The following is a 22596-nucleotide window of genomic DNA, read 5'->3' as shown; positions in this document are numbered from 1 at the left end:
GTAGCCACCATCTCCGCTTTCGCTCATTCGAATCTTTGTTCGAACCTTAGCGTTCGACAGACCCCCTCGCGAATGGATCAATCTCCCCAGCGGTACTGGACGCGGTCGGCCAACCGGGGCCGAACCGATCAAATCGCACGCCTCCCGCGCACATGACTGGCTCAGCCGCCAGGGCTGGACCGTCCCTCTGCCGCACGGCACCGGGCGGCCCGGCTTCCGCGTGCCGCCCGTGGGCTCGACGCCTAGGCTGGATCCCCCGGATGCTGGAGGATTCCCATGCCACGCCCTGTCTGGAGCGGTGCCGTCTCCTTCGGCCTGGTCACGATCCCGATCAAGGTGCTGCCCGCGACGGAGAACCACCAGATCAGCTTCCACCAGTACCACGTGGAGGACATGGGTCGGATCCGCTACCAGAAGGTCTGCGACCTGGACGGCGAGGTCCTCAGCGCCGATGAGATCGGCCGCGGGTACGAGGTCTCCAAGGACACCATCGTGGAGATCACCGACGAAGAGCTGAACAACATGCCGCTGCCGACCGCGAAGGCAATCGAGATTGTGGCGTTCGTCCCCGCCGACTCCATCGACCCCGTGCGGATCGGGGACAGCTATTACCTCTCCGCCGACGGCGCCGTCGCCGCAAAGCCGTACGTCCTGCTCCGCAAGGCCCTGGAGCGCAGTTCCAAGGTGGCCGTCGCGAAGTTCGCGTGGCACGGCCGTGAGCGACTGGGGCTGCTGCGCGTGATGGAGGACGCCCTGGTCCTGCACGCGATGAAGTGGCCCGACGAGATCCGCTCCCCCGACGAACTCGCTCCGAAAAAGATCGAACTCGACGACAAGGAAATCGACGCGGCGATCTCCCTGATGGAGGAGATGACCACCGACGACGGGCTGGAGGGCTACCGCGACCACTACCGCGAAGCCCTGGAGGAACTCCTCGCGGCGAAAGCAGAAGGCCACCAGCCCACCACCCCGGAAGTCGGGGACGGGCAGCCGCAGGAGAAGGTGGTCGATCTGATGGCGGCCCTCCAGCAGTCCGTAGAGTCGGCCCGCGCCTCCCGCGGAGAAGCCAGCGACAGTGACGCGAGCGTGCACGACCTCAGCGACCACGCCCAGAAGAAGACCGCCAAGGCGAAGAATGCGGCGAAGAATGCCGCGGCGAAGAAGACCACCAAGGCCGCACCGAAGAAGAGTTCACGCAGGACGAGCGCCTGACCAGCGCTCTTGGGTCGGCGTCCCGGGGTTCGCGTCAGTGTCGGCGCGAGATCATCGCCTCCCGTCGCCCCGCGATGGTGACGTGGGGATCGTCGGCGTCGGCCAGGTGCGCTGTCAGTGCGGCACGGACGTGGCTTTCCACCGAGGTGTACTCCGTGGTGCCGTACACCGCGAGCAGCGCGTCCCGCTCCTCCTGCCCGACGCCCGGTACCGCCGGGCACACCTGGAGTGCCGGCGCCCCGTAGTGCTCGATCACCCGGTCCGCGGCCCCGAGTTCGACGGCGAGGACGGCCTTCGCGGGTGCGACGTCCGTGTGTGCGGACCGGGCCTGCTCGGTGATCGCGGCGGCCAGCAGGACCACCGCCCGGGTGTGCCGGGGCTCCTCCATGCGGCCCGGGACGCCGTGGGCGTGCCATCGCATGAGTTGGTCTGCTGCCGAGGCGGCGTACTCCCACAGCGAGTCCGGTACCCGCAACGGCTCCTCTGCCCGCACCCGCAGCCAGCGTCGGGCCCCCTTCCCTTGAGGGCCGACCACCTCCAGCATGTCCGGCCAGGGCACTTCGAACGGGCCGCCCTCGCGGAGTTTGGGGTCCCCGTCGGCGGCGGTGTCCCAGCCGTAGTACCAGGCGAGCAGCGCCGATGCGGGCAGCGCCGGCGACATCCGCTCCCCCTGCTCGTCACTCCCGAGCTCCTCCGCCCCAATCATCCTGGCCGGGGCATCTCCCCACGGGTACAGGGCGATGAGCTGCGGCGTCCCGTCCCCTGCCACGAGGGTGATGGCGGAACAATCGCGTGCGTCTGCCCGGACGGCGGCAAGCTGGGTGTCAGCCGTGAGCTGCGGGTCGCGCAGTACGACCAGGCTGTCGACCATCCCCTCCCGCATGAATCTGCGCTGCCGCTCGTACTCTTCCCACAGCAGCTCCGCCTCGGCCTGCGGCAGGCCCTCCAAGCAGGCGAGGACCACGTCGCGTGCCGGCGGTGCGGAGGCCGCAAGGAGCACCCCGCCTCCCTCCGGCACCACCAGGCTCTCCTCCTCCGACCAGGGGCAGTGCATGACGAACACTGCGGGCACCGCGCCGACGCCGCCTGCTCGTGCCGGACCGCCCGCCACCCGCGTCAGCGGCACCCGCCAGCTCTCCTCCGCTTCTCCCTGCCCGCCCATCGGAACCTCTCCCCTTCAGCACACTCCGGCGCCCAGCCGATCACACAGCCACCAGGACGTCGACCCCCTGAAGACGGGCAAACAGCCCCGCAGGGTGAAAGCGGGGGCCCCGGAAGGACGAGTCGACGCCCGGATCTCCCGGGTTGCAGGCCGGGGCCTGTCAAGGAGTGAGGTCGATGACGCGGACCGCCTCGTTCTCCCACCGCTTGGGGGTGGTGGTGGCGATGACCGCCCCGTCGGGCCGGTCGGGGGTGGGCTGTGCGGCGTGCTGGCTGTGCGCGGCCGCCCACGTCTTCCCTCTTGCGACGGCCAGTGCGGCGGCCAGGTCAAGGTCCAGGACAGTGATCCCTGGCATCGCGGCAAGGTGTTCGGCGGTGCCGGGGCGGGCCCGGTCGGCCTCGACGAGGGCGCAGGCCGGGGCGTAGAGAAACCACTCGGCTTCGGCATGCGCACGGTGGATGAGCCGGGAGGCCAGCACGTTGCCCTGGCCGACGGCGGCCATCGCGCTCTCGTCCAGGACGATGTGCATCGCCCCGCTCACTGGGGCTGCACCTGAGCGAGACGCCGGTCGAGCTCGTTGTCGAGATCCTGCTCCTCCCCTTTGGTGGGGGCGTACCCGTTCCACTCCTGGAGTGCGATCTGAGCTGCGGCGGCGCGGTCGGCGCGCTCCTTCGGGGTGAGGAGGGTGTCGGCGAGGCGGGCCAGGTAGGCGCGCAGCGAGAGCCCTTCGGCGGCCGCGATCGCGGCAAGCCTGGTCTTGGCTTCCTCGGGGATCCGGACGTTGGCATCAGACATGGTGGAACTCCTTCCCATGCCTTAAGGGTACGGGTACGTACCCGTACCCTTAAGCTCTTCTGTCTCTTGGCCCTCTCCACCCTGCGCAGCAGGAGGTCGGCGAGCTGAATGATTTCGGCTGCTTCGATCGGATTCTCGAAATCGACCGTGCGGTGGCTGGCGGGGTTCTTGTACACGCCCATAGCTCCCGCGATCAGCGCGGAAGCGGCGTCCTGCTCGCCTGCTTCAGCTCCCGTATCCGTGAGCGCCCCGCCGGCCTTGCCACTCTGGTGCGGCAGGAAGCCCCCCTCATCAGCTTTACACCGACCGGGGAGTTGTCGAGTCCGGCAGCATCCCGGGCGGCAATCTCAACCGCCTTCATCGCGGCACGCCATCTCGAAGTCGCTCAGGTCATAGTCGGTGCGTACCGGGCCCGACGGATGCGGGGGCCTATGGCGTGAGGGGTGCGTGGTCAGGCTGCGCGCTCATCTGGTCCTCTCGGCGGGTCGTCACCTCACGGTACGCGCGCCGGGTGCCGTGGAATCCGGTCTACTGGGTGCGCAGGGCGCGCGCGACGGCTTGGGCGTGCTGGCGTAGCGGAAGGTCCTGCTGTTCCCAGGTCGCGGCCACGTAGTTGAGGAGTTCGGCTATGGCCCGCTCCGAGCCGCTCGGGTCGCTGAACAGCAGCCGGTCGGCGGCGTACGCAACTTGCTGTGCCGTGGTCGGGCGGCCGGCGATGTCGGCGCGAGCGGGTTCGTACCGCGGGGAGGGGAGGCCTTCGTTCTGCTCCTGGCGGTCATAGGCGTCGGCGGCCTGTCGGTTCGCGGCGTACTCTGCCGGGCTCTGCGGATTCGAGAACGGGCGCTTGATGCCCGGCATGTGAATATCCCTTTCCAAAAGAGCAGGTAGAGGCAATCGATCCATTGCCGATGCTGCTGTCAGTTGAACCTTACGGCTTACGAACTTTCTGCTACCTAGCCTTAATGAGACCGAATAGCGTGAGAACCTTCATGATTAACAAGGCCCGATCAGGATAGACCCAATTCGGGCTGTAGGCTTGCCCGCTCGCGCGTTAGTGTGGGCAAAAAACCAATACCCTCGGTGGCTCTTCTAGTAAATTTGGAACTGTAAGCAATCAACCCTCCCTCATGAGATTGCCACTATCCCCGTTACGGTGGATTCCGCCATTTGGCGCTCCTTGCCGCAGCCGACCAATCTCCCGTCACGTAGAAAGCTCAGCGCTTTCGTGACCTGTTCCACAGGATAAGAACAACCAGAACGATGAGGCACCCAATGAATACAGCCGTCCCGTAGGGCCCCGCACTGTTGATCCCGCTTGCAGTCACCACGGCATGTCCTTTCGATCGTGACGTTACAGAACCGCCGCCGGAGCGGCCTCCCCGACGGCAGCCTTCATACGCAAAGACCTGCTATTTCTTCAATCGAACGTACAAAGCCGCCGCTATACCGATGACCACAACCACGGTGGCGATGATTGCACCGGACGCACCGCTCAACGCGGCCAGCGTATTGTTTTCCATGTCAGCCTCCGAGTATAGGGTTATTCATTGGGTGACTAGCTGACCGGGGGAGGGCGGAATCGCCCTCCCCCGGCCCTTACCGTTTATGTCCAGGCGTCCATTCCTTCTTCCTCAACCTTGTCGCCCACGTAATCCCCGACCTTGAAACACGCAGCCCCCACCACGGCGCCACCTACTCCACCAGTAGGCGCCCCAGCGGCAACAGCAGCCGTTCCGCAAGCGGATTCCGTAAGTGCACCAGCTGCCATCCCCGCCCCGATGGCGGCGGCTTTCCCGTATTCGCCGTTCGCGAGCGCACCCACGGCCTCTGCGCCGGACTTCACGTCGTCATAGAGGCCTACAGCTTTCGTGGCGCCTTTAAGAACTCCCCCTACGCTCAACGTCCCGTTGGGGTCGATGCGGTTGACGGGGTCGCCTTCGGCGTAGAGGTAAGGGTTCTTCTCCTGGCCGGAGGGGTCGGGGCTGGTGAAGCGTCCGATGCGCGGGTCGTAGTACCGGGCCTTGAGGTGGTAGAGACCTGTCGGGTCCTGGTAGCCGCCGGCGAAGCGGTAGGGCTGGGGGACCTTTTCGGTGAAGGTGCCGTCGACGCCGCGGGGGCTGTAGCGGTATTCGTTCACCTTGGTGCCGGTCTCGTCGGCCATGGCCAGGACGGAGCCCAGTGCGTCGGTGAGGTAGTAGTACGACTTGCCCCCGGTCGTCATGGAGTTGAGGGTGCCCCCGGCTTCCCGGTTGAATCGCATGTCGCCGGTCGGGTCGGTCTTTCCAGCCAGGCCGAGCGGGCCGTTGTGCAGGGTGGTATCCCCGTAGAAGAGGCGCTCGGACTGGTCGGTGGAGCCGTAGAGGCCGGTGTACTTCTTGCCCGCGACGGTGACCGAGGTCTGCTGGGAGTGGTCGGACCAGATGCCGCCTGTGCGGGCGCGTTCGGCGCCGCTGGCCCCGTCGGTTTCGTTGCCCGCCTTGTCGTAACCCCATCCGGCGGTGGAGCCGGCGCGGGAGATGAGCTGGGAGGCGTCGTTGTAGGTGAGGGCGGTGCCGGAGGGGCAGCCCTTCGTCGAGCCCTGGGAGGTGAGGTTGCCCGCAGCGTCGTAGCAGTACTGGTAGGACGCGGCGAGGGTGGTGCCCTTCATCTCCGTGGAGTAGGAGAAGCGGCCCGCGCTGTCGTACTCGTAGGTCTTCTTCAGGCCCATCACGCCGTCGGTGGCGGTGCGGATCTTCATGCCGTCCTTCGTCGCCGTCCCGGAGACGTAGGAGTAGGTGTACGAGGTGTTCGTCAGCGTGCCCTTGGGCGACGTCGCCTTGATGGTGGTCGGGCGGCCGGACTTGTCCGGGGTGACCTCCTGGACTGTGCCGCCGGGGTAAGTGGTTTTCGTGCGGACGTCGTTGGCGTTGTAGGTGTACGTCGTGGTCTTGCCCGACGGGTCCTTCAGCGCGGTCAGACGGTTGGCGGCGTCGTAGGTGTAGTCGGTGAGGCCGGAGGGGTCCTTGTAGGTGTCGACGTTGCCTGCCGGGGTGTAGGTCAGCTCGGTCTGGGAGCCGTTCTGGAGGGTGCGGATCGTCTCGCGGGACAGCGGGTCGAAGGCGTACTTGATCAGACCGGCGTCGTCCGTGCGCTGGGAGAGGTTGCCGTCGCCGTCGTAGACGTAGGTGACCGTGGTGGTGGAGGAGGAGACCTCCGTGATGCGGTCGCGGTTGTCGTAGGTGAAGACGGAGTTGACGCCGCGGCCGTCCACCGAGGTCTCGATGCGGCCGAGTGCGTCGTAGGTGTAGGTGGTCTTGCCCAGCGGGGCGGGCGGGGTGACCTCGATGAGGTTGCCCTTGGCGTCGTACTGGAACTTGGTGACCTTGCCGCGGGCGTCGGTGACTGTGCACCGCTGGCCCTCGAACCCGCCGCAGGTCGGGGTGGCTTTGTTGTACGTGAACTTCTCCGTGCCGCCGCCTGTGCCCGAGACGGCCACCGATTCGGTGTTGCCCGCCGCGTCGTAGGTGAAGGAGGTTTTCTCGCCGTCCGCGGACTCCATCGTGCCGGGAACGTCCCGGCCCGCCCTCGTGGCGTACGCGCCGACCGCCGAGGTCGCTCCGGTGGGGAGCTTGGCGGAGGTGGGGTTGTTGCGGGCGTCCCAGCCGTACGCCGTCTCGTTGCCCGGCGTGGTGCCCACACCCATCGCATCCGTGGCGGTCTTGACGTTGTGGTTCGCGTCGTACGTGGAGGAACGCGAGTGGCCGAGGGCGTCGGTGGTCTTGGTGACGCCGCCGTCCGCGTTCAGCTCGTAGGTGGTGGTGTGCTGTTCGGGGTCGGTGACCTTCGTCTTGCCGGCCTCGTACGCGTAGGTGTGGGTCGGGCCGGTGTGGGCGTTGCCGTTGAAGGCGGTGGCCCGCTGCATGGAGGTGACGCGGTTCTGGGCGTCGTAGCCGAAGTTGGTGACCCGGCCGTCCGGGGTGGTGATCCGGGTCAGGCGGCGCGAGGAGTCGTACTCGAAGGCCGTGGACTTGCCGGCCGTGTCGGTGCTCCTGGCGAGGTCACCCGCGGGGTTGAGGTCGAAGACGGCGGTGCGGCCGGTGTGGTCCTTGGCCTGCCACTGCGAGGCGTCCGTCTTCACCAGGTCGACGAAGCGGCCCGAGCGGGTCTCGGTCAGCTTGAAGCCCTTGTGTTCCGTACCGGCATCGTGCTGGGTGACGGTGATCGTGCCGTTGTTGCGGTCGGTGACCTTCGTCAGGGTGCCGCCCGCGTTGTACGTGTCCTTCGAGCCCGACTTGCGGTCGGTCAGCGTGTAGGTGCCGTCCGCGTTCTTCGTCAGGTCCTTGGAGTACCCGGCCGGGGTGGTGTACGTCCCGTCCGCCTTCTTCACGAAACTTACCGAGGCGCCCGTGGAGTCGAACCACACGAACTCGGTGTCGGTGATCTGGGCGTACCGCTCCCAGCCCTGCCACCAGCGCTGGGAGACCTTGCCCCACGGCGCGTCCATCGAGTTGTACGTCCGGGTGAGCTGCAGGCTCTGGCCGACACCCGGCACGTCGAAGTCCGTGCCTGCGAGCATCAGGTTGCCGGTCGAGTAATTCACCCTCGCCACGAGGGAGTCCGTGATCCGGAAGTCGGAGATCCTGTGCCAGGGAACCGCGCCCTGACCCTTCGGGGCCTCCGCCAGCAGGGGTGCTGCCGGGGCGGCGAGGCGGGCCTTCTGCGACGACTGCGCGCGCTGCTTCTGCGCGGCGCGCCAGGCCGCCCGGTCCTTCGACGGGGCCGCCTCCGGCTCCGCGGCCACCGCCTTGTTCGTGCCCACCTTGACCGGCGGGATCGGGAGCTTCGGGTCGTCCTTGCCCCATACGGAGTTCGCAGGCATCGGCGGCGGATCCACCGGGTCGGCCATCGCCGTCGGCAGGGCGGCCGCCCCCAGCGCCAGTACCGACAACGCCACTACCACCGAGCGTCTCGCCCGTATCTGCGTGTGCTTCTGCATCAACTTCCCCCCAGGGAGGTTCGGTTGCCGGTGACCTCAGTGGCCACTGGACGCGCACACGCTCACACAGTTCCTCCATGGCGAGGTGGCCGTACCCCTGAATATCGAACCCATGCGCGCAAAATTAGGCCCCTCTGTTTCGGGGGGAAATGTGATGGCACCTCCTGAAGGAGGCAGAGGTTCCGCCAAGAAGTGCGAGAGCTGCTCCGAGGTGATGTGGCCGGTTCCTTGCGCTCCTCCGGGTCATGATCCTTTGCTGAGGGGAACTTCAACATATGCCTTTGCCAGACCGCTGAGATTCCTGTTCAGCAGAGCTGACCCCTGCCAGCAGGATGAGAAAGCCACACGCACTGGGGCAGACGAGACAACATGATCCCCGGACGGCCGCCCGCCGATGCGAGGCCCTGATGTGGTTGCGATTTGCTGGCGGGCATAGCCAGAGATGCCATGCCAAGAGAACGTCAGCACACCGTTGTTGCTGGCTGTGTCAGTTTCTGCGGGAGTTGGCGGTGACTTCGGGAGTCGTTTGAGCTCGCCAGCCATGATCAATGTCAATGCACTTTGATGTCAGGGGACGGGCCGACCTGGACGGGCAGGGCCCGCGCCGGTTGTGCAGCAGGTCGTCGGTGATGACCGGGGGCCGGCCGCCGTACTTGCCCTTGCGGGCCGCGGCCTCCAGCCCTTCCAGGGTCGCGTTTGTGAGAGAGCCCGTTCAGTGATCGAGTACCCGGCTGTCGGTTGGCATCCGGCAGCGGCCTGCTGGAGGTGTTTCGCGTGACCACCGGGCGGTCCGCAGGAGGGGCCAGGGGGTGGTGTGTCAGTCCGAGGCGCCGCTGCGCCGGGCGTAGGCGCGGGCGGCACGGACGCGGTCGCCGCAGCGGGTGGAGCACCAGTGGCGCCGGCCGTGGGTGCGCAGGAGGAACCGGTCGCAGGGGGCTGATCCGCAGGCGGCGAGGATGTCGGCGTCGGGGCCGGTGAGCAGGTCGGCGGCGTCGGCGGCGAGGGTCGCCAGGGCGTGGTTGACGGCCTGGTCGGTGGGGTGCGCCTGGACGCGGCGCAGTCCTTGGGCTCCGTCCCAGGCGAGGAGGGGGGCGGTGGGCACGGCCGTGAGGGCCTCGTTCACCGCGTGCAGGGATTCCTCGGGCGGGGGTGCGCCGTCCACGCGCGCGGTGAACAGGGCGCGGATGTGTCCGCGCAGGGTGCGCATCCGCTGGGCGCAGAACTCGTAGAGCTGCACGTCCGGAGCGGTCAGGTCGTGGGCGGTGAGCCAGCGCATGGCGGTTTCCGGGGCGGCGAGCAGGTCGTAGCTCTGGTCGGCGGGCAGGGTGGCGGCGGTGTCGGCGAAGTCCAGGGAGCGGTACCGGTCGGCACCCGGTGCCGGGGGCAGAGCGGTCGGTGCCACGTCGGCGGCCAGGGTGTCATCCATACCTCTCATGGTAGCGCTTGCGTTTTTCCGTGACACCCGCCTAGCCTGGTGTCACGTTAAACGCAGGTGTTTTTCGTGAGAAACGGAGATGTGATGTCCCAGCTCAACGCCAGCCAGTTCCCGGTCCGCACGTTCGGCGGTCCGACCGCCCTGTTCGAGTACGGCGGCCTGCGCTTCCTGACCGACCCGACCTTCGACGGCCCCGGCGACTACCCCGCGCCCGGCGGCCCGACCCTGGTCAAGACCGCGCCCTCCACCGCTACGCCCGCCGATGTCGGCCCCGTCGACGTGGTCCTGCTCTCCCACGACGAGCACGCCGACAACCTCGACACCTCCGGCCGCGCCCTGCTCGCCGACGTCCCCCTGACCCTCACCACCCCCGCCGGCGGCAAGCGCCTCGGGGAGAAGGCCAAGGGCCTGGCCGACTGGGAGACGGTCGAGCTGGAGCGTCCGGTCGGCGGCACCATCACGGTGACCGGCGTCCCGGCCATCCACGGCCCCGGTCCGCGTGAGGAGGTCGAGCCCTTCGCCGGCCAGGTCGTCGGCTTCGTCCTGACGGGCGAGGGCCTGCCGACGGTCTACGTCAGCGGCGACAATGCCTCGCTCGACGCGGTCAGGGAGATCGCTGAGCGCTTCGCCCCGATCGATACCGCCCTCCTGTTCGCCGGCGCCCCCCGCTTCCCCATGGTCTTCGACGGCAACCTGATCGTCCTGGACAGCGCCCAGGCGGTCGAGGCCACCCGGATTCTTGACGCCCGCCGTGTCGTCCCGGTCCACCACGACAGCTGGGCCCACTTCACCGAGGGCCGCGACGAGCTGGAGGCGGCCTTCGCCGCCGCGGGCCTGACCGACCGCCTGGACCAGGACTGGGCACAGCGCGCCTGAGCCCGGACCACCCCTCAGAAACCGAGACCTCGTGCCGGGGTAGGGGCCCGCAGCACGCCGAGCCCCTACCCCGGCACGACCCTTCGCGGCATCCTGCGCCGTGCCAGAACGACCAAGAAGGACCCGATCACATGTCCACCGACACCAACGCCGACCTCGTGCACCGCTTCTACCAGGCCCTTCAGCAGGGCGACTACGCCACGCTCACCGGCATGTTCCACCCGGACTTCGTCTTCTACCCCCAGATCGACAGCCCCCGGCCCGGCGCCGCAGGGTTCATCGACGCGGAGAAGAAGCACCTCGACGCCTTCCCCGGCAACCGCCTGACGGTCCTTCACACCGTCGCCGAAGCCGACAAGGTCGGCGCCTACGTCGTGGTCGAAGGAGACCAGGGCGGCGACTACTACGGCATCCCCCCACGCGGAGCGCACGTACGGTTTTCCATGTTCAACCTGTTCACGTTCAAGGACGGGAAGATCATCGAAAAGCGGGCCCACTACAACCTGACCGACATCATGAACCAGCTCACGGCCGACACCGCCGCCTGACGACACCGGCCTCGACAGGCCCACGCCCTGCACCCCTTCATCGGCCGCCTCCTGGAGATTCTCGGCGCGACGAAGGAGTTCTCGCGCTACGCCAAAGCGGACGACGCCTGGGCAGGACACGAGGCGCCCCCAGATCCCTGACCGGCCGCCTCCCGTCAGGGCACCCGTGCGTAAAGGCGCGCGCGGAGATCTGTCAGGTGCGGAATCTCCGCGTCCAGGGCGAACTGCTCCAGCGGGTGGTGGTCAGCGGCCGGTCAGTGGGCCCTGACCGACCGTCCGGTCCTCATGTGACCCGGCCCCAGTACCCGGGCCTGGGCTCGCCCGCGTCATTGTAGGTTCCGCAATTTTGTGGACACCGACTGTCCGGCTACCAGGGGCGTTAGCCGCAGTGAGCACTCTTGGTCGGGGGGATCGTCGCCCGATCATGAGCACTCGCCTCTGCGGTCGATGCTTGGGTGGTGGCAGTACGTAACGGGTGCCTTGTGCGGGCAGGTTCGCGGCCTTGGGGAGGAGATAGGGCCGCCCCTTCGTCGGTTGGGTTCGCAGGCCGTGCGTGTTCGGCTCGCAGAGACATGCGGCTGGAGGGAAGCTTCAAGTGTCGGGATGATCGCCGGTTGGGGTAACCGGCGATCATCGGCTAAGTTGCGCCGTGACCGCGGCCTGGCCTTCGCGAAGGCAGACGTTCGATTCCGCCCGCGGTCATGAATGGGAGAATCGGTCCATGGCGAATCTCTTGCCCTCAGATGACTCGAACGCCGAGAACTCCGCTCTCGACACCAGCGTCATCCCGCTCGGTGAGCGCGCTCTGCGGGGCGTTCTTGGGCACGTAGTCGCTGTTGGCGATGAGGCCGAGACGACCTACCTCGAGGTCAAGAGCCCTCTCGACATGAACAGCAAGGCGACTGCGGCCAAGATCGCGAAGTTCCTTCTGGGGGCAGCGAACCGGCGTCCGAGGGAGGCGGCCCGGCACTTCCACGGCTACGCGGTCCTGGTGATCGGCGTGCAGAAGAACAGCGCTCCTGGAGTGCTGCGCGGAACCGAGGCACATGAGCTTGAGGACCGGCTCCGCCCCTACCTCGGGCCCCAGTTCCCAGCCTTCGAGTTCGGCAGGGTCGGCATCGACTCCGACCACGAGGTCCTGTTCGTCATTGCTCAGCCGCCGGAGGATGGCCAGACGATCTTCCCGTGTCACAAGAGCTATCAGAGTGACGATCGCCGGGACAGCCTTGAGGATGGCGCGATCTACGTTCGAGGCACCAGCAACACACGGCCTGCGCGCTCCGGAGAGGTCCTTGCCCTCGTCGAGCGTGTTCGCCGGGGCGGGAGGCCACCGATTGACCTTGAGGTGCAGGTGGTCGGTCCGATCTGCAGGGTCAACCGTGTGGACGAGGTCTTGGAGAGCTTGCGCTGCTACGAGGAAGAGCAGTTCAGCAAGCAACCGACACCAGTTGAGGACACTTCGAGATCGGCGCTGCTGGTATTGCCGTCAAGCGTCTTCGGCAACCGGAAGCCGCTGTCGATGGAGAACAGGGAAAAGGCGCTTGCTGCATGGCGGAGCAAGAAGGCCGAGCACATCGCCAAGGGCCGGGAACATTTCCTAGGCGTCGGGATTCCGGGTGCCGGCGTTCAGGTGGTCAGCCGCGATCGTTTCGTGTCCAAGCCTCACCTGACCTTGACGTTCCACAACTGCGAGGTGCTGGATTGTCTCGATCCGGACGACGCAGACTTCGAGAAGGTCGTCGAACCAGTGCTGGGGCCACACGTGCCATTTCCGGCGATCTTCGACCACTCGGCTATTCGACCCATCTTGCGGGATTATCCCGTGACCTGGAGCGCCCACGGCTCGGACGTCCAAGTTGTGCTCACTCCCGAGGCGTTTCGTCCGAGCGTAGTTTGGACGAGCGACCAAGACGACTACGTCCTCATCGCGAGGGACCTTCAGGCCAGTGCGGTGGAGGTCTCGTGGGAACTGACCGAGGACGGCAGCGACACGGTGAGCAGAGGGGAGGTTCGAGTGCCCACCGAGCCCTGCGTCGACGCGGCCGACGTGTTCAAGTCGGTCTTCGTCGATGCGGACGAAGACCTCTCATAATGATCTTGTAGTGGGTTGTCGTGGCCTGAGGGTTGTGGCGTGGGAGTGGGTAGCGCTCCAGCTGCAAGGTGTTGGCGGTCGTGAGTGGCCGCGCTGTGTCTGCGGTGCGACCTCGACGGCCAAGAGGGTGACTGTCCATGATCACGCGGACATGTCCAAACCGTGCCCATGATCACGCGGAAGTGTCCACGGAGTCGCGGAACCTACAGTCATCCGCGCAGACGTGAGAACCAGCTGGTGCCCTTGTGCTGGTCTCCTTTCTGCTCGGGCACGGCCTGGTCCTGCTCTCCATGCGGGGGCTCGTCCGACCATGCGTCCCGTACGTCGGTGACGTACCGCCGGTCGCAGTCCCCGCACAGGGTCGGACGGGCCTCCGGACGAAGGGCGTCCCAGCCGGTGCGCTCCACCGCCTGCCACCGCTCGTCCGTGAACGTCGCCCTGCACTCGGCGCAGCGGGGACGGCGGGCGTAACGCAGGCGGTGCTTTCGCTTTGCCCAGTCGGGGAGCGGCTCCGGGCGCTCCTGCCGGTTGGCCTCGTGAGCGGCGGCGACGGCTGCGTGCTTGCAGCCGTCGCACAGGTGCGGGTGGGATTCCTTCGGGGTGTCCCAGCCCTTTGCCTGTCCCTGTGCCGCCTCCCATCGTTCGTCGGTGAACTCCGTCCCGCAGCCGGTGCAGACGGGGCGGCGGGCCTCACGCTCGGCTGCCTTCTTCGCCGCCTGCTCTTCGGCTGCCCGCCGCATCTTCGCCTGGTGCGCCTTTTGGTGGGTCCTGGCCTCTTCCCGGGCGTGGGCTTCGGCCGTCTCGCGGCGGGGGTTGCCGATCGCCTCCCGCAGGGGCTGCATGCGGTCGCGGCCGAAGCGGAGGAACACCGGTCCGTCCGGGCCGTGTTCGCGCAGATTCTTCAGGCCGGTCGCGATGATCGGGATCCTCCCGTCGTAGAGGTGGTAGCCCTTGTGGCGCTGTCCCTGCCACAGGTGGGAGGTGAGCTCGCTCAGCTTCGGGACGGTGAGGTTGGGGTTGCGCTCGCCAAGGCGGTTGAACACCAGCAGGACGGGCGGGTGTGCGCTGTCGCCGGACCAGGTGTCGGGAGCGTTCCAGCGGGTGCGCCACATCGGACGCTCACGGCCGTCGGTGTCCTTCACCTTCCGCCGGAAGAACCGGTGGTACTTCTCCAGCTTGTCGGCGAGCTCCTCCGGCGTCTCGTGGCAGTTGTCGACCTCGATGAACAGCAGCGGCACCCCATCCTGCGGGGCGGTGAGGACGAGGTCGGCCTGGGCGCCGCCCTTGCCGGGTGTGTTCCACGTGCCGGTGGCGGGCAGCGGGACCTCGGTCCAGAACGAGGCGATGATGCCGATGCCGTCCGGTGAGTCGACGGCAGCCTGGGCGGCGGCCTGGACGTGCGGCGGGTCGTCGGCGAGACGGGCCAGGTTCGGCTTCGGGCGCAGCAGCGCGATGACGGTCTCGTTGACGGACATCGGGTGGGAGGCCCCGCTGGAGCCTGCGCCGCGTGCGGTGGAGCCCATCTCCCCCGCCGGGCGGCGCAGCTCGTAGGACGCGGCCTCCAGGCCCTTGGGGGTCAGGTTCCGCAGCGAGTCGCCGCCCCCGGTGGAGCCGCCGTTCTCGGACAGGCCGTGCTTGCGCATGTCGGAGAGCGCACCGGTATGCGAGGCGGTACGGGTCTGCTTCCGCTTCGAGGGCGGTTCCTTGTCGGCGTGCCGGAAGCTCAGGTGCGGGGCGCCGATCCGCTGGATCTGATCAGCCGTCGCCACCTTCAGCGCCCCGAGCACGCGCAGCACATCCCCGCGGTAACTGTTCGTCGACCCCGCCGGGTTGGTCTTCCGCTTCCCCGCCATCAGTCCTGCCCCCTCATCGCTCGCGACCGGCCGCCGGCCGACCGCCGCCGCCGCCGCTGCTGCTGCTGGCCGCGCCCGGCCGGGGAGGATGTCCGGGCCGCCCCCAACGCGGCTATCTCCTCCACTCCATACCTATGGAGGGGATTAAAGGGTTGTGACGGTTCGAAATCCGCCCCGATACCCGGCCTGACGAGGGGTTTTATCACTCCCGTGGGTGCCGGGCACCAAAGGGGGTTCCCCAGGGCCCTCCGCAGGGGCGCCCGCAGGGACCTGCCACGGCTTGCCCGCCACGGGCCGGCCCTCCGCCCCGGTCGGCCGGTGGGCTGCCTGCGCCCGGTCCGTGAGTGGATGGTCGCCATCATTCGTCTCCTTCGCTGCCCCGGTCCGGGGCCCTGGTCCGAAGGAGCAGCGTGCGGGAGACCCCCTTGTCCACGGTCTGACGGCGGCCGGTAGCCGGGGTGGTCAAGGAGAAATACAGCGTGCGCGGTCGGGAGGCGGACCCGGACAAGGGGTCGGCGGCCGGGTTCACCGCCCCCATCGGAAGGTGGACAAGGCGGCCGGGTTCGGCCCTTGCCGCCCGATTCGCCCGATCCCGTAGGGCATCGGGTGGACTCGGTGCGGTGGAGTGGGCCGGGTGGAGGCGGCGCATTTCTCCTTGACCTGAGCTGAGGACCCTGTTGGTCAATTCCGCTTTGGACAAGGTGGGCGGCTGGCGGGCGTCGGTCTACATGTCCGCGGAGCGGCGTAGGTACAGGTGATCAGTCATGTGTGCCGGTCTCCGTGCGCTGGTCGTCTGCCAGCTGGATCAGGGCGAGCACCGCGGCGTGGCGGTTCTCCTCGTCGCCCAGTCGGTGGTGGCCGTCTGGCCCGGCAGCGCTCTGATGGAGGCCGTGCTGACGCTCCGTCCAGTCACGCAGGATGGCGCGGGCCTCGTCCGGTGTGCTGTCGATCGCGGCTGCGACCTCGGACCAGGTGGCGCCGAGCAGGATGGCCTCACGGATGTCGCCCGCGCGGCGGGCAATGAGATCGCGCCGGATCGACTCCGACAACGCGAGCACGGCCAACACGTCGGCGGTGCCTCCACGCTCGACCGGGTCCGGGAAATCCGCAGGCAGAGTCCTGTTCATCAGCCGGTCGACATGCCCGACGCGCTTCTCCATCTGCCAGGAAAGCGGAACCCGTCTACCAGAGATCATGCGGACGTCGTCCGGACGGCGGACAGCAAGGTCATTCCAAAACTCGTACTCGGGTGTGCTCATGCGCCCCCCTTAGGCGGCCGGGCCCGGTGGCTTCGGCGTCCGATGAACACCCTAGGAGAAAGAAGCGAGACAATCGTCGGCGGAGCGAGTCCCGGGGCCGGAGAGTGTGATTTCCACAGCCACCTCAGACCACGGTGCCCTCAATTGAGCAAGTGCGCCGCCTCTGAACCCGCCCACTCGATGCGCACCACTCCCGCGTTGCCGGCCGCACCGGTGCACACGAACCCCTTGACCAAGGACCACCGAGCAGACATTCCGGACAGCGTTTCCCCTTGACCTCCCGCGTTTCCCCTTGACCACACACGGCCGCCCAACAGCCACTCAGTGGAATTGGCCAACAGGATCCTGAGCTGAGGTCAAGGAGAAACACCGCGGGTGCGCAACGGGTGGATGCGGGGAATCGTCCCGCCAATGTCGTCCACTCCACTCGGTGGGCTCCACTCGCGGTGGAGTGGACGGTGAGCACGGTGTCGTCCACTCCCGGCCGGGCTACGTCACAACCCCTCGTGTCACAAACGGCCCCCTCGCCTGGCCCTTTTGTCCGAAAGGTTGGGGTTCTGGGTCTTGGTGGGGTGTGAGCGATCTGATGGGGGACGCGCGACATCTGTCGCCGTCGGCGCAGGAGGCCCTGCGGCTGCGGGCGGTGGCCGCGTTGGTGGCGGGGCGGGGCCGAGAGGACGTGGCGGCGGTGTAGGCGGTGCGCCGCCTGGGTGGGATGGATCAGAGGTTCTCGGGTGCCAGGTCGGGGCGCAGCCGGTGGAAGGAGGGGTGGCGGAGGAGTCCGGCGCGGGTGCGGGTGGCGTAGCGGATTTCGGCGACCAGGCGGGGCAGAACCCAGCGGGCGCCGGGCACGGCGGGGGCGGCGGTGAAGGGGCAGATATCGATGGCGGCCACCGCCAGGAGGCGGGCGAGGACGGTGCGGTCGCGGTCGGTGAAGCCGGTGCCGACACTGCCGACGTAACGCAGGCCGCCGGAGTCCTGGGGTTCGCCCAGGAGAAGCGCCCCGGGGCGTCCGGCCAGTGCGCCCCGGCCGGGCACCCAGCCGCCGATCACGCAGTCGGCGAGCTGCAGGTGTTTCACCTTCAGCCACGCGGCGGACCGTACGCCCGGTTCGTACGGCGCCCGCAGCAGCTTGCAGATGATTCCCTCCAGTCCGTGGGCGCGGGTCGCCTCAAACGCCTCGCGCGCATGCCCGGTCACGGAGGCTGGGGTGGACCAGCGGGGTGCGGCGAGCGCCAGGTCTTCGAGGACGGCGCGGCGGTCGGTGTACGCGTGGGTGAGGAGGCTTCTGCCGTTCACGTGCAGGGCGTCGAAGAGGATCAGGTGCACGGGCGTGGTGGCGGCGAGGCGGGCGGCCTTCGCCGGGGACGAGGCCAGGCCCATCCGCGTCTGGAGGCGGCCGAAGTCCGGGCGGCCTTGTTCATCGAAGACAACGATCTCGCCGTCGAGAACGGCCGGCATTCCGGCGAGGGCGTCGGCCAGGGGATGGAGTTCGGGGTAGGCGGCGGTGGCGTCCAGGCCCGCCCGGGAGCGCAGCACCAGGGTGCCGTCGCCCGGGGCGTACACGACTGTCCGCATGCCGTCGTACTTCGTCTCCACCGCATACAGGTGCTCCCGCGCCGGGGAAGGCAGGGCGCCCGGGACGGCGAGCATCGGAGCGATCCGCGGAAGCCCGACCACGCTCAGGGCCTCACAGGGGTGCCCGGCGGCCGCGGCTGCCCACCGCCCCACACGTGCGGGCCTTCGCCTTCCCAGCTCACTGCCTCGGGGTCATCGAGCACCTCTGACGCGTTCTCGAGGCCTGCCCGGCGGAGTGCCTCTTCGAGGTCGGCGTCGTTGTAGACCCGGCCGAGATCAGCGGTGACACCGCCTTGCTGGACGGTAACCCGGCGGGCATCGTCGACCAGCCGGTGCACGGTGATCACGCTCATGCCACCCAGCCTGAACCGCCTCTCCCCCTCCCGCACTCCGGCACCAGCGTGGCGACCCGCCACCGCCAGGAGGATTCCAGGGGCTCAACCGCCGCCCGGAACAGGAAAGGGGGCGCCGCCGTACGGGGGACGCCCTGCGCGCCCAACCCATCGAAAGAATCGAACAGGCATACGATACGGGTATGGCCTCGCACGACTTTCCCGCCGACCTGCTCACCGCCCGACAGCAGCTGAACCAGGCACACGCAGAGCTCACCGCTCTCTACCGCGCGCTCCCCTGGTCGGTGACACCGACGCACGGGTACACCAGCAAGTCACGCACGGTCGACCCCGAGACCGGGGAACTGCGCCACAAAGTCTTCCCCGACTCCCCCGGCTGGACCGAGGAGCAGATCGGCCAGGTCGCCGCGCTCCGGGCCCGGATCCTGGAGTTGTCGGACGCGGTGAACAGCCACCCGTACTGGGAGTCAGTGGACAAGGCCCACCTCGTCGACGCCCGCTCCAAGCACCTACCGGCCGCCGCCGGCGCTCTCTCAGGAGAGTAGAGCGGTGGGTCTGCCGCCGTCGTACGACGACCTGCCGCCCGACGTTGACCGGCTGCTGGTGCTGGAGCGCTGGCACGAACTCACGCTGGTGCGCATACGCCGTGCGCTCGCCGCCGCCCGGGAGCGGGAGGCCGCCCAGCAGCGCGCGGCCTCCGTCCGGCCGCCGGCCCCGGACTGGGTGGTGACCACATCCCCGGGTGCCCGTCTGCCCACCGACGTCCACACCGGTGACTGCTTCGCCGCCCCACGCGGCCGCGCTGTCACCGTGGACGAGGCGCGCCGTGCGCTCACCGACGGACTCAACGCGTGCCCTGCCTGCCGCCCGGACACCGCCCTGGGCTTCCTCGGATAGCTGACAGCCGGGTCAGCAGGGCAGGAGGAAGCCGACCGTGCAGGAGAACCTCCTCAGTTGGGTTCCCAGTTGCCGTCGGTGCCCGCAGCCTCTGCCATGGAGGCAGCCGGTGCCCACTGGGTACAACCACCGGAGCACTGTGGTGTCAGTTCCCTGGCTTGGGCGGTGGCGGTGAAACCGATGAGGAGTGCCACGGCGGCACCGCCCGCGGCCAGCAGACGGGCGGTCGGCCGAAGAAGTGACTTCATGTTCGTTCCTCCAAACCCTCGTGCCCCCGGGACAGGGACACCGTCGGGCGCATGTCTGTACTGAAGGCGAGGCTCTGTTGCGGCGGTGTATGCGCTTCCTCATATGCTCGCGATACGGTCCCCCTTCGCCTTCCCGGCTTGCCCTTCTGGGTCTGGTCGCGGGCCAGCCCACGACTTGGACGACGTCATCGACGTGGCACGCCGCGTTGGCTCGGATGCACTGCATCGGGGTGCATCGGGTGCACTCAGCGGCTGGCTTCCGGTCCACGGTGCGGGTCCGGCTGTTGAGGACGGTGTGCACGCTGGTCGTCCTCGTGTAGCGGGCGCGGTGCATACGAACCCACCTGGGCACTCATCCCGCGCGCAGTCGACGTTCCAGGAAGATGTCGGTGAACACGGAAACCTTGGCGCGGAGCGCCCAGGGGTCGAAGGGTTTGCCAATGTAGTCGACTGCGCCTGCTGCGTATCCACGGGCGGAGTGTTCGGAGTCGGTGCCCATAGCAGTGAGGAAGATGATGGGGATGTCCCGGTTGCGGGTGCGCCGCTTGATGTGGGCCGCTGTCTCGTACCCATCCATCTCTGGCATCTGGACGTCCAGAATGATCACCGCAAAGTCGTCGTGGTCGAGGAGGGCCTTCAGGGCGTCCCGTCCATTGCTCACGGCGACGAGCTCCTGGTCGAGGGAGGACAGCACCGCGGTCATCGCGAGCAGGTTGTCGGCCTGGTCGTCCACGATGAGCACCTTGGGCATGCACTGCGGTACAGGCACGGGGTTAGCCGCAGCTTTCGACGGGGACAGTTCGACTTCCTCGATCGTTTCCAGCTGCCTTTCCAGAAGCTCGCAGCGGTCTTCGGCGAGCTCCCGTCGCTTTTGCACCTCCTCCAGCTCGTCGGCCAGTCGGCTGACTTCATCGCGGAGTACTCCTCGTTCGAGCAGGAGGTCGGCAACGTCGGGCGTCTGTTCCTGGGCTCCGGCGTCCAGTGCCTCGGCCAGGGCGTCGGCCCGGGCGCGCTCCGCGCTCCATTCCGCTTCGAGCTGGCTGAGTCGGACTTCGAGGTCAGCGATACGGTGCTGGCGGTCTAGGAGCGCTTCGCCGAGAACGTCGCCGTGGGTGGAGGAGCGGCGGGCAGTGCGGTCGGCGTCCGCAAGTTGGGCCTCCAGGAGCTCGACTGCGTGCCGAGGCGACGCGCTGGTTTCCACGGCTGCGCTGTGCAGGCGTCGTACCAGCTCGATCGCCTCCGGGGTGGGCGGAGTGCCACAGTGTTCGGCGAGGTCGGTGAAAAGATCCATGATTACCTCCCACGGGGGGATACGTGTGCCGCTGAGGTAGCGCGACAACGTTCCGGCATCCCGGAATCGGCGGCTGGCGTACCGGCGCACAGATACGTCGAGTCCGCGGAAGAGTTCCCGCAGGGCATGTGCCAGTGCCCTGGACTCCGGGCTCAGACTGTCCGCCAGTGGCTGGAGATCACGCATTATCAGCACCGGCCCCGTCTGCCGGGCTCTGGTTGTTGGGTGGTGTGGCGTGGCCCGGGGTGCTCTCAGCGGCGATGAGCCGGTCGAAGAACGTGACCGCCAGTCCCGCCGCCCCTGCACCGATCAGAATGCTTTCCGCGAGGGTTTTGTCTGCGAGGAGGCAGAGCGCTCCGGCGCCCGCCCCCGCCAGGAGTGCCAGGAGCAGTACCAGTGCAGCCCGCATCGATAACAGTGAACGCTTCACCAGATTCCTCTTCGGCCAGCGGCCGGTATCCAGCCGTGTCCCAAACTCCGGATGAACCTCCGGAGGTGGAACAGCATGGTGGGTCCAGCACGTGTTGCGCCCCGAGAACTGAGCAGCTGCAACGTTGCAACGTCCTGCCTAGCCCTGCTCGTCCTCGCTGCAACGTTGCCGCTCCAGCTCAGGTGGGTGTTGCCACGGCTACCGGTATTGCGGCAGCCGGTGGATCGGCAACACCGGTGCCTTATCTGTTCGCGGAGTAGACCTTTATGCCGCGGGGCCCGGCCTCAAGCCCGGGTAAGGGCGGGCGCTCGTCCCTGATCGTGCTTGCGTCCTTCCTCAGGCGGTCCTTCGGAAGCTGCCCCAGCTCCTGGATGCGGTCATCGGTACGTGACGTACAAGGGCGCCAGGCTTCGGGGTCGACCAGGGGTCTCGTACAAGCGGCATTGCGTCAGGTACGGCCGCGCGTTGCGGTCGGTCTCCTGGACTGCGGCGTCAGCGGGCGAGGTTGGCGAGGTAGCTCTCGGTGGTGCTCCAGTGGGTCAGCTCGATGCCGAACCCGCCGTCGTCAGGCCCTCGGTCGGGTCGGTGATGCGGGCGAGCACGCTGATCTGCCCGACTTCCTGCGCGACCACGTCGTGGAAGGTCCGGTCGCCGTCGTCATGTCCGTTGGAGCCGTTCTTCGTCATGTGCTTCTCCAGGGGCCCACGCACCGCCCGGGTCAGCTTCAGCTCGGGGAGTCGCGGAGTAGCCCAGCATGGCTGAACCGGCTGGGCATGCCGGTGGTCGCGGTCTTCGTAACCACTTTGGCGATCGTTCGTTGGCATCTTTGGCGCCGCCTTTCACTGCCGCGACGGTGCCCGGCTGAGTGTTCGTCCGGCCCATGACGGAGAACTGGTAGGCCCTAGACGCACCGCGTCCTCGCAGCAGAGCCCCTCGTGGCTAGCCACGGACCGCACAGCCATGGGCAGCTGCCAGAAGGACTCGCCATGGCATCGCACGCACGTAAGAACGCGGCTCGTCGGAAGCAGGAGCTGTCCGGACTCAACCGACGGGCCGCTTTGCAAGAGATTCGAAATACCCTCCCTCCGGCCTCGCAGGCCCGGAGGGAGGGGCAGTCGGGCACCGTCGTGGCTCCCGATGCCGTGCCAGCTGAATTGGTCGCTCTCGTCCAAGACTTCACACGATGGGGCGGTCGGCATCTCGATGAAGCCGCCCGGGTGGCTCAGCAATACGGCGACCACCCGAGCGAGTGGCACCGCCTCGTGCTCTACGCACTCACTGACGCCCTCGCCTACAACTTCCTCATGGTGGGAGTTCTCGTCGGCTACCTCCAGGAGCAGGAGGTCGATGCGGACCTGCTCTGTCGTCACGCGCAGTCGCCTGACCCTGATCGTTACGTCACGCCGAAGGCACTCGATCTCCTGGCGGGGCTCATGGGCAGGCCGGTCAACGAAGGCGAGCAGGAGACTACTTGGCAGTTCATCGGCCGACAGATCGCCGAGTGCGGTGTCGATCGGAGCGGGGGCGACGAACTGGCGGCGCGTGGGTGAAGGCTGCCTGTTGCGGAGAGAACTCGCTGATACCTAGTAATG

The 22596-nt window shown here is 67.8% G+C and carries 21 protein-coding genes and 1 pseudogene; 7 read left to right on the top strand and 15 right to left on the bottom strand.

The genetic code is table 11. The features are described 5' to 3' along the window. The first annotated feature begins 276 nt into the window (after positions 1-276). Positions 277-1212, top strand: coding sequence for a non-homologous end joining protein Ku (gene ku / locus HNQ79_RS27735; RefSeq protein WP_185035613.1), 936 nt, complete (start codon positions 277-279; stop codon positions 1210-1212). Between the two features lie 34 nt (positions 1213-1246). Here the strand turns inward: ku and HNQ79_RS27730 are convergent, their stop codons facing one another. The 7 genes and pseudogenes from HNQ79_RS27730 to HNQ79_RS27700 all read right to left on the bottom strand — a co-directional run bounded on the left by HNQ79_RS27730 (position 1247) and on the right by HNQ79_RS27700 (position 9570). After that, a complete protein-coding gene (locus HNQ79_RS27730; RefSeq protein ID WP_185035612.1) occupies positions 1247-2374 on the bottom strand; it encodes a hypothetical protein in 1128 nt (375 codons plus the stop codon). A gap of 160 nt (positions 2375-2534) precedes the next feature. Further along, positions 2535-2903, bottom strand: coding sequence for a hypothetical protein (locus HNQ79_RS27725; protein WP_185035630.1), 369 nt, complete (start codon positions 2901-2903; stop codon positions 2535-2537). 8 nt (positions 2904-2911) lie between these two features. Beyond that, on the bottom strand, positions 2912-3169 hold the full coding sequence (locus HNQ79_RS27720; protein WP_185035611.1) for a hypothetical protein: 258 nt from the start codon (positions 3167-3169) through the stop codon (positions 2912-2914). A 74-nt stretch (positions 3170-3243) separates the two neighbouring features. Continuing rightward, positions 3244-3447: pseudogene (locus tag HNQ79_RS34840) on the bottom strand (TIGR02391 family protein); the annotation flags it as partial. 250 nt (positions 3448-3697) lie between these two features. Beyond that, a complete protein-coding gene (locus HNQ79_RS27710) occupies positions 3698-4027 on the bottom strand; it encodes a hypothetical protein (protein ID WP_185035610.1) in 330 nt (109 codons plus the stop codon). Between the two features lie 745 nt (positions 4028-4772). After that, positions 4773-8144, bottom strand: a complete 3372-nt coding sequence (locus tag HNQ79_RS27705; protein ID WP_376699999.1) for an RHS repeat-associated core domain-containing protein — start codon at positions 8142-8144, stop codon at positions 4773-4775. An 817-nt stretch (positions 8145-8961) separates the two neighbouring features. After that, the gene (locus HNQ79_RS27700; RefSeq protein ID WP_185035609.1) at positions 8962-9570 is read right to left on the bottom strand and encodes an ABATE domain-containing protein; all 609 of its coding nucleotides are present in this window, start codon (positions 9568-9570) and stop codon (positions 8962-8964) included. 93 nt (positions 9571-9663) lie between these two features. Here HNQ79_RS27700 and HNQ79_RS27695 point away from each other — a divergent pair, with 93 nt between their 5' ends. The 3 genes from HNQ79_RS27695 (at position 9664) to HNQ79_RS27685 (ending at position 13095) form a co-directional block, all read left to right on the top strand. Further along, positions 9664-10455, top strand: coding sequence for an MBL fold metallo-hydrolase (locus HNQ79_RS27695; RefSeq protein WP_185035608.1), 792 nt, complete (start codon positions 9664-9666; stop codon positions 10453-10455). Positions 10456-10586: 131 nt separating this feature from the next. Next, the gene (locus HNQ79_RS27690) at positions 10587-11003 is read left to right on the top strand and encodes an ester cyclase (protein WP_185035607.1); all 417 of its coding nucleotides are present in this window, start codon (positions 10587-10589) and stop codon (positions 11001-11003) included. Positions 11004-11724: 721 nt separating this feature from the next. Then, on the top strand, positions 11725-13095 hold the full coding sequence (locus tag HNQ79_RS27685; RefSeq protein ID WP_185035606.1) for a hypothetical protein: 1371 nt from the start codon (positions 11725-11727) through the stop codon (positions 13093-13095). Positions 13096-13304: 209 nt separating this feature from the next. On the opposite strand, the gene HNQ79_RS27680 is transcribed toward HNQ79_RS27685, so the two are convergent. The 4 genes from HNQ79_RS27680 to HNQ79_RS27665 form a co-directional block, all read right to left on the bottom strand. Beyond that, positions 13305-14948, bottom strand: coding sequence for a replication-relaxation family protein (locus HNQ79_RS27680; protein ID WP_185035605.1), 1644 nt, complete (start codon positions 14946-14948; stop codon positions 13305-13307). 758 nt (positions 14949-15706) lie between these two features. Beyond that, complete coding sequence (locus HNQ79_RS27675) at positions 15707-16207, bottom strand: hypothetical protein (RefSeq protein WP_185035604.1); 501 nt, start codon at positions 16205-16207, stop codon at positions 15707-15709. Between the two features lie 720 nt (positions 16208-16927). Further along, complete coding sequence (gene ligD, locus HNQ79_RS27670; RefSeq protein WP_185035603.1) at positions 16928-17860, bottom strand: non-homologous end-joining DNA ligase; 933 nt, start codon at positions 17858-17860, stop codon at positions 16928-16930. A 29-nt stretch (positions 17861-17889) separates the two neighbouring features. Next, positions 17890-18138, bottom strand: coding sequence for a hypothetical protein (locus HNQ79_RS27665; protein WP_185035602.1), 249 nt, complete (start codon positions 18136-18138; stop codon positions 17890-17892). A 182-nt stretch (positions 18139-18320) separates the two neighbouring features. Between HNQ79_RS27665 and HNQ79_RS27660 the strand changes: the two genes are divergently transcribed. Continuing rightward, on the top strand, positions 18321-18683 hold the full coding sequence (locus HNQ79_RS27660) for a DUF8825 domain-containing protein (protein WP_185035601.1): 363 nt from the start codon (positions 18321-18323) through the stop codon (positions 18681-18683). Positions 18684-18687: 4 nt separating this feature from the next. After that, complete coding sequence (locus tag HNQ79_RS27655; protein WP_229923747.1) at positions 18688-19035, top strand: DUF6233 domain-containing protein; 348 nt, start codon at positions 18688-18690, stop codon at positions 19033-19035. 53 nt (positions 19036-19088) lie between these two features. On the opposite strand, the gene HNQ79_RS27650 is transcribed toward HNQ79_RS27655, so the two are convergent. From HNQ79_RS27650 to HNQ79_RS27635, 4 genes are all read right to left on the bottom strand, one after another. Then, positions 19089-19283 carry a hypothetical protein gene (locus tag HNQ79_RS27650; RefSeq protein ID WP_185035600.1) on the bottom strand — a complete coding sequence of 65 codons (195 nt, stop codon included), beginning with the start codon at positions 19281-19283 and terminating at the stop codon, positions 19089-19091. 352 nt (positions 19284-19635) lie between these two features. Further along, positions 19636-20760, bottom strand: coding sequence for a response regulator (locus tag HNQ79_RS27645; RefSeq protein WP_185035627.1), 1125 nt, complete (start codon positions 20758-20760; stop codon positions 19636-19638). Next, complete coding sequence (locus tag HNQ79_RS27640) at positions 20753-20983, bottom strand: hypothetical protein (RefSeq protein ID WP_185035599.1); 231 nt, start codon at positions 20981-20983, stop codon at positions 20753-20755. The genes HNQ79_RS27645 and HNQ79_RS27640 overlap by 8 nt, the downstream gene beginning before the upstream one ends. A 560-nt stretch (positions 20984-21543) precedes the next feature. Then, positions 21544-21690: a hypothetical protein gene (locus tag HNQ79_RS27635; RefSeq protein ID WP_185035634.1), complete on the bottom strand. Its 147-nt coding sequence runs from the start codon at positions 21688-21690 to the stop codon at positions 21544-21546. A gap of 531 nt (positions 21691-22221) precedes the next feature. Between HNQ79_RS27635 and HNQ79_RS27630 the strand changes: the two genes are divergently transcribed. Next, positions 22222-22554, top strand: a complete 333-nt coding sequence (locus HNQ79_RS27630; RefSeq protein ID WP_185035598.1) for a hypothetical protein — start codon at positions 22222-22224, stop codon at positions 22552-22554. Positions 22555-22596: the final 42 nt, after the last annotated feature.

It is taken from the genome of Streptomyces candidus (genome assembly GCF_014207445.1).
In the GTDB taxonomy this organism is placed as follows: Bacteria; Actinomycetota; Actinomycetes; order Streptomycetales; family Streptomycetaceae; genus Streptomyces; species Streptomyces candidus.
Note: the sequence above shows the minus strand (reverse complement) of the source record. Positions and strands in the feature narration are given on the sequence as shown.

What these genes read in the sequence shown, in the direction of transcription:
- HNQ79_RS27650 (WP_185035600.1), bottom strand. Translation starts at nt 19,283, where the DNA reads ATGAAGTCACTTCTTCGGCCGACCGCCCGTCTGCTGGCCGCGGGCGGT.
- HNQ79_RS27685 (WP_185035606.1), top strand. Translation starts at nt 11,725, where the DNA reads ATGGCGAATCTCTTGCCCTCAGATGACTCGAACGCCGAGAACTCCGCT.
- HNQ79_RS27680 (WP_185035605.1), bottom strand. Translation starts at nt 14,948, where the DNA reads ATGGCGGGGAAGCGGAAGACCAACCCGGCGGGGTCGACGAACAGTTAC.
- ku (WP_185035613.1), top strand. Translation starts at nt 277, where the DNA reads ATGCCACGCCCTGTCTGGAGCGGTGCCGTCTCCTTCGGCCTGGTCACG.
- HNQ79_RS27730 (WP_185035612.1), bottom strand. Translation starts at nt 2,374, where the DNA reads ATGGGCGGGCAGGGAGAAGCGGAGGAGAGCTGGCGGGTGCCGCTGACG.
- HNQ79_RS27690 (WP_185035607.1), top strand. Translation starts at nt 10,587, where the DNA reads ATGTCCACCGACACCAACGCCGACCTCGTGCACCGCTTCTACCAGGCC.
- HNQ79_RS27660 (WP_185035601.1), top strand. Translation starts at nt 18,321, where the DNA reads ATGGCCTCGCACGACTTTCCCGCCGACCTGCTCACCGCCCGACAGCAG.
- HNQ79_RS27720 (WP_185035611.1), bottom strand. Translation starts at nt 3,169, where the DNA reads ATGTCTGATGCCAACGTCCGGATCCCCGAGGAAGCCAAGACCAGGCTT.
- HNQ79_RS27710 (WP_185035610.1), bottom strand. Translation starts at nt 4,027, where the DNA reads ATGCCGGGCATCAAGCGCCCGTTCTCGAATCCGCAGAGCCCGGCAGAG.
- HNQ79_RS27640 (WP_185035599.1), bottom strand. Translation starts at nt 20,983, where the DNA reads ATGCGGGCTGCACTGGTACTGCTCCTGGCACTCCTGGCGGGGGCGGGC.
- HNQ79_RS27705 (WP_376699999.1), bottom strand. Translation starts at nt 8,144, where the DNA reads ATGCAGAAGCACACGCAGATACGGGCGAGACGCTCGGTGGTAGTGGCG.
- HNQ79_RS27725 (WP_185035630.1), bottom strand. Translation starts at nt 2,903, where the DNA reads ATGCACATCGTCCTGGACGAGAGCGCGATGGCCGCCGTCGGCCAGGGC.
- HNQ79_RS27635 (WP_185035634.1), bottom strand. Translation starts at nt 21,690, where the DNA reads ATGACGAAGAACGGCTCCAACGGACATGACGACGGCGACCGGACCTTC.
- HNQ79_RS27700 (WP_185035609.1), bottom strand. Translation starts at nt 9,570, where the DNA reads ATGGATGACACCCTGGCCGCCGACGTGGCACCGACCGCTCTGCCCCCG.
- HNQ79_RS27675 (WP_185035604.1), bottom strand. Translation starts at nt 16,207, where the DNA reads ATGAGCACACCCGAGTACGAGTTTTGGAATGACCTTGCTGTCCGCCGT.
- HNQ79_RS27665 (WP_185035602.1), bottom strand. Translation starts at nt 18,138, where the DNA reads ATGAGCGTGATCACCGTGCACCGGCTGGTCGACGATGCCCGCCGGGTT.
- ligD (WP_185035603.1), bottom strand. Translation starts at nt 17,860, where the DNA reads ATGCTCGCCGTCCCGGGCGCCCTGCCTTCCCCGGCGCGGGAGCACCTG.
- HNQ79_RS27645 (WP_185035627.1), bottom strand. Translation starts at nt 20,760, where the DNA reads ATGCGTGATCTCCAGCCACTGGCGGACAGTCTGAGCCCGGAGTCCAGG.
- HNQ79_RS27695 (WP_185035608.1), top strand. Translation starts at nt 9,664, where the DNA reads ATGTCCCAGCTCAACGCCAGCCAGTTCCCGGTCCGCACGTTCGGCGGT.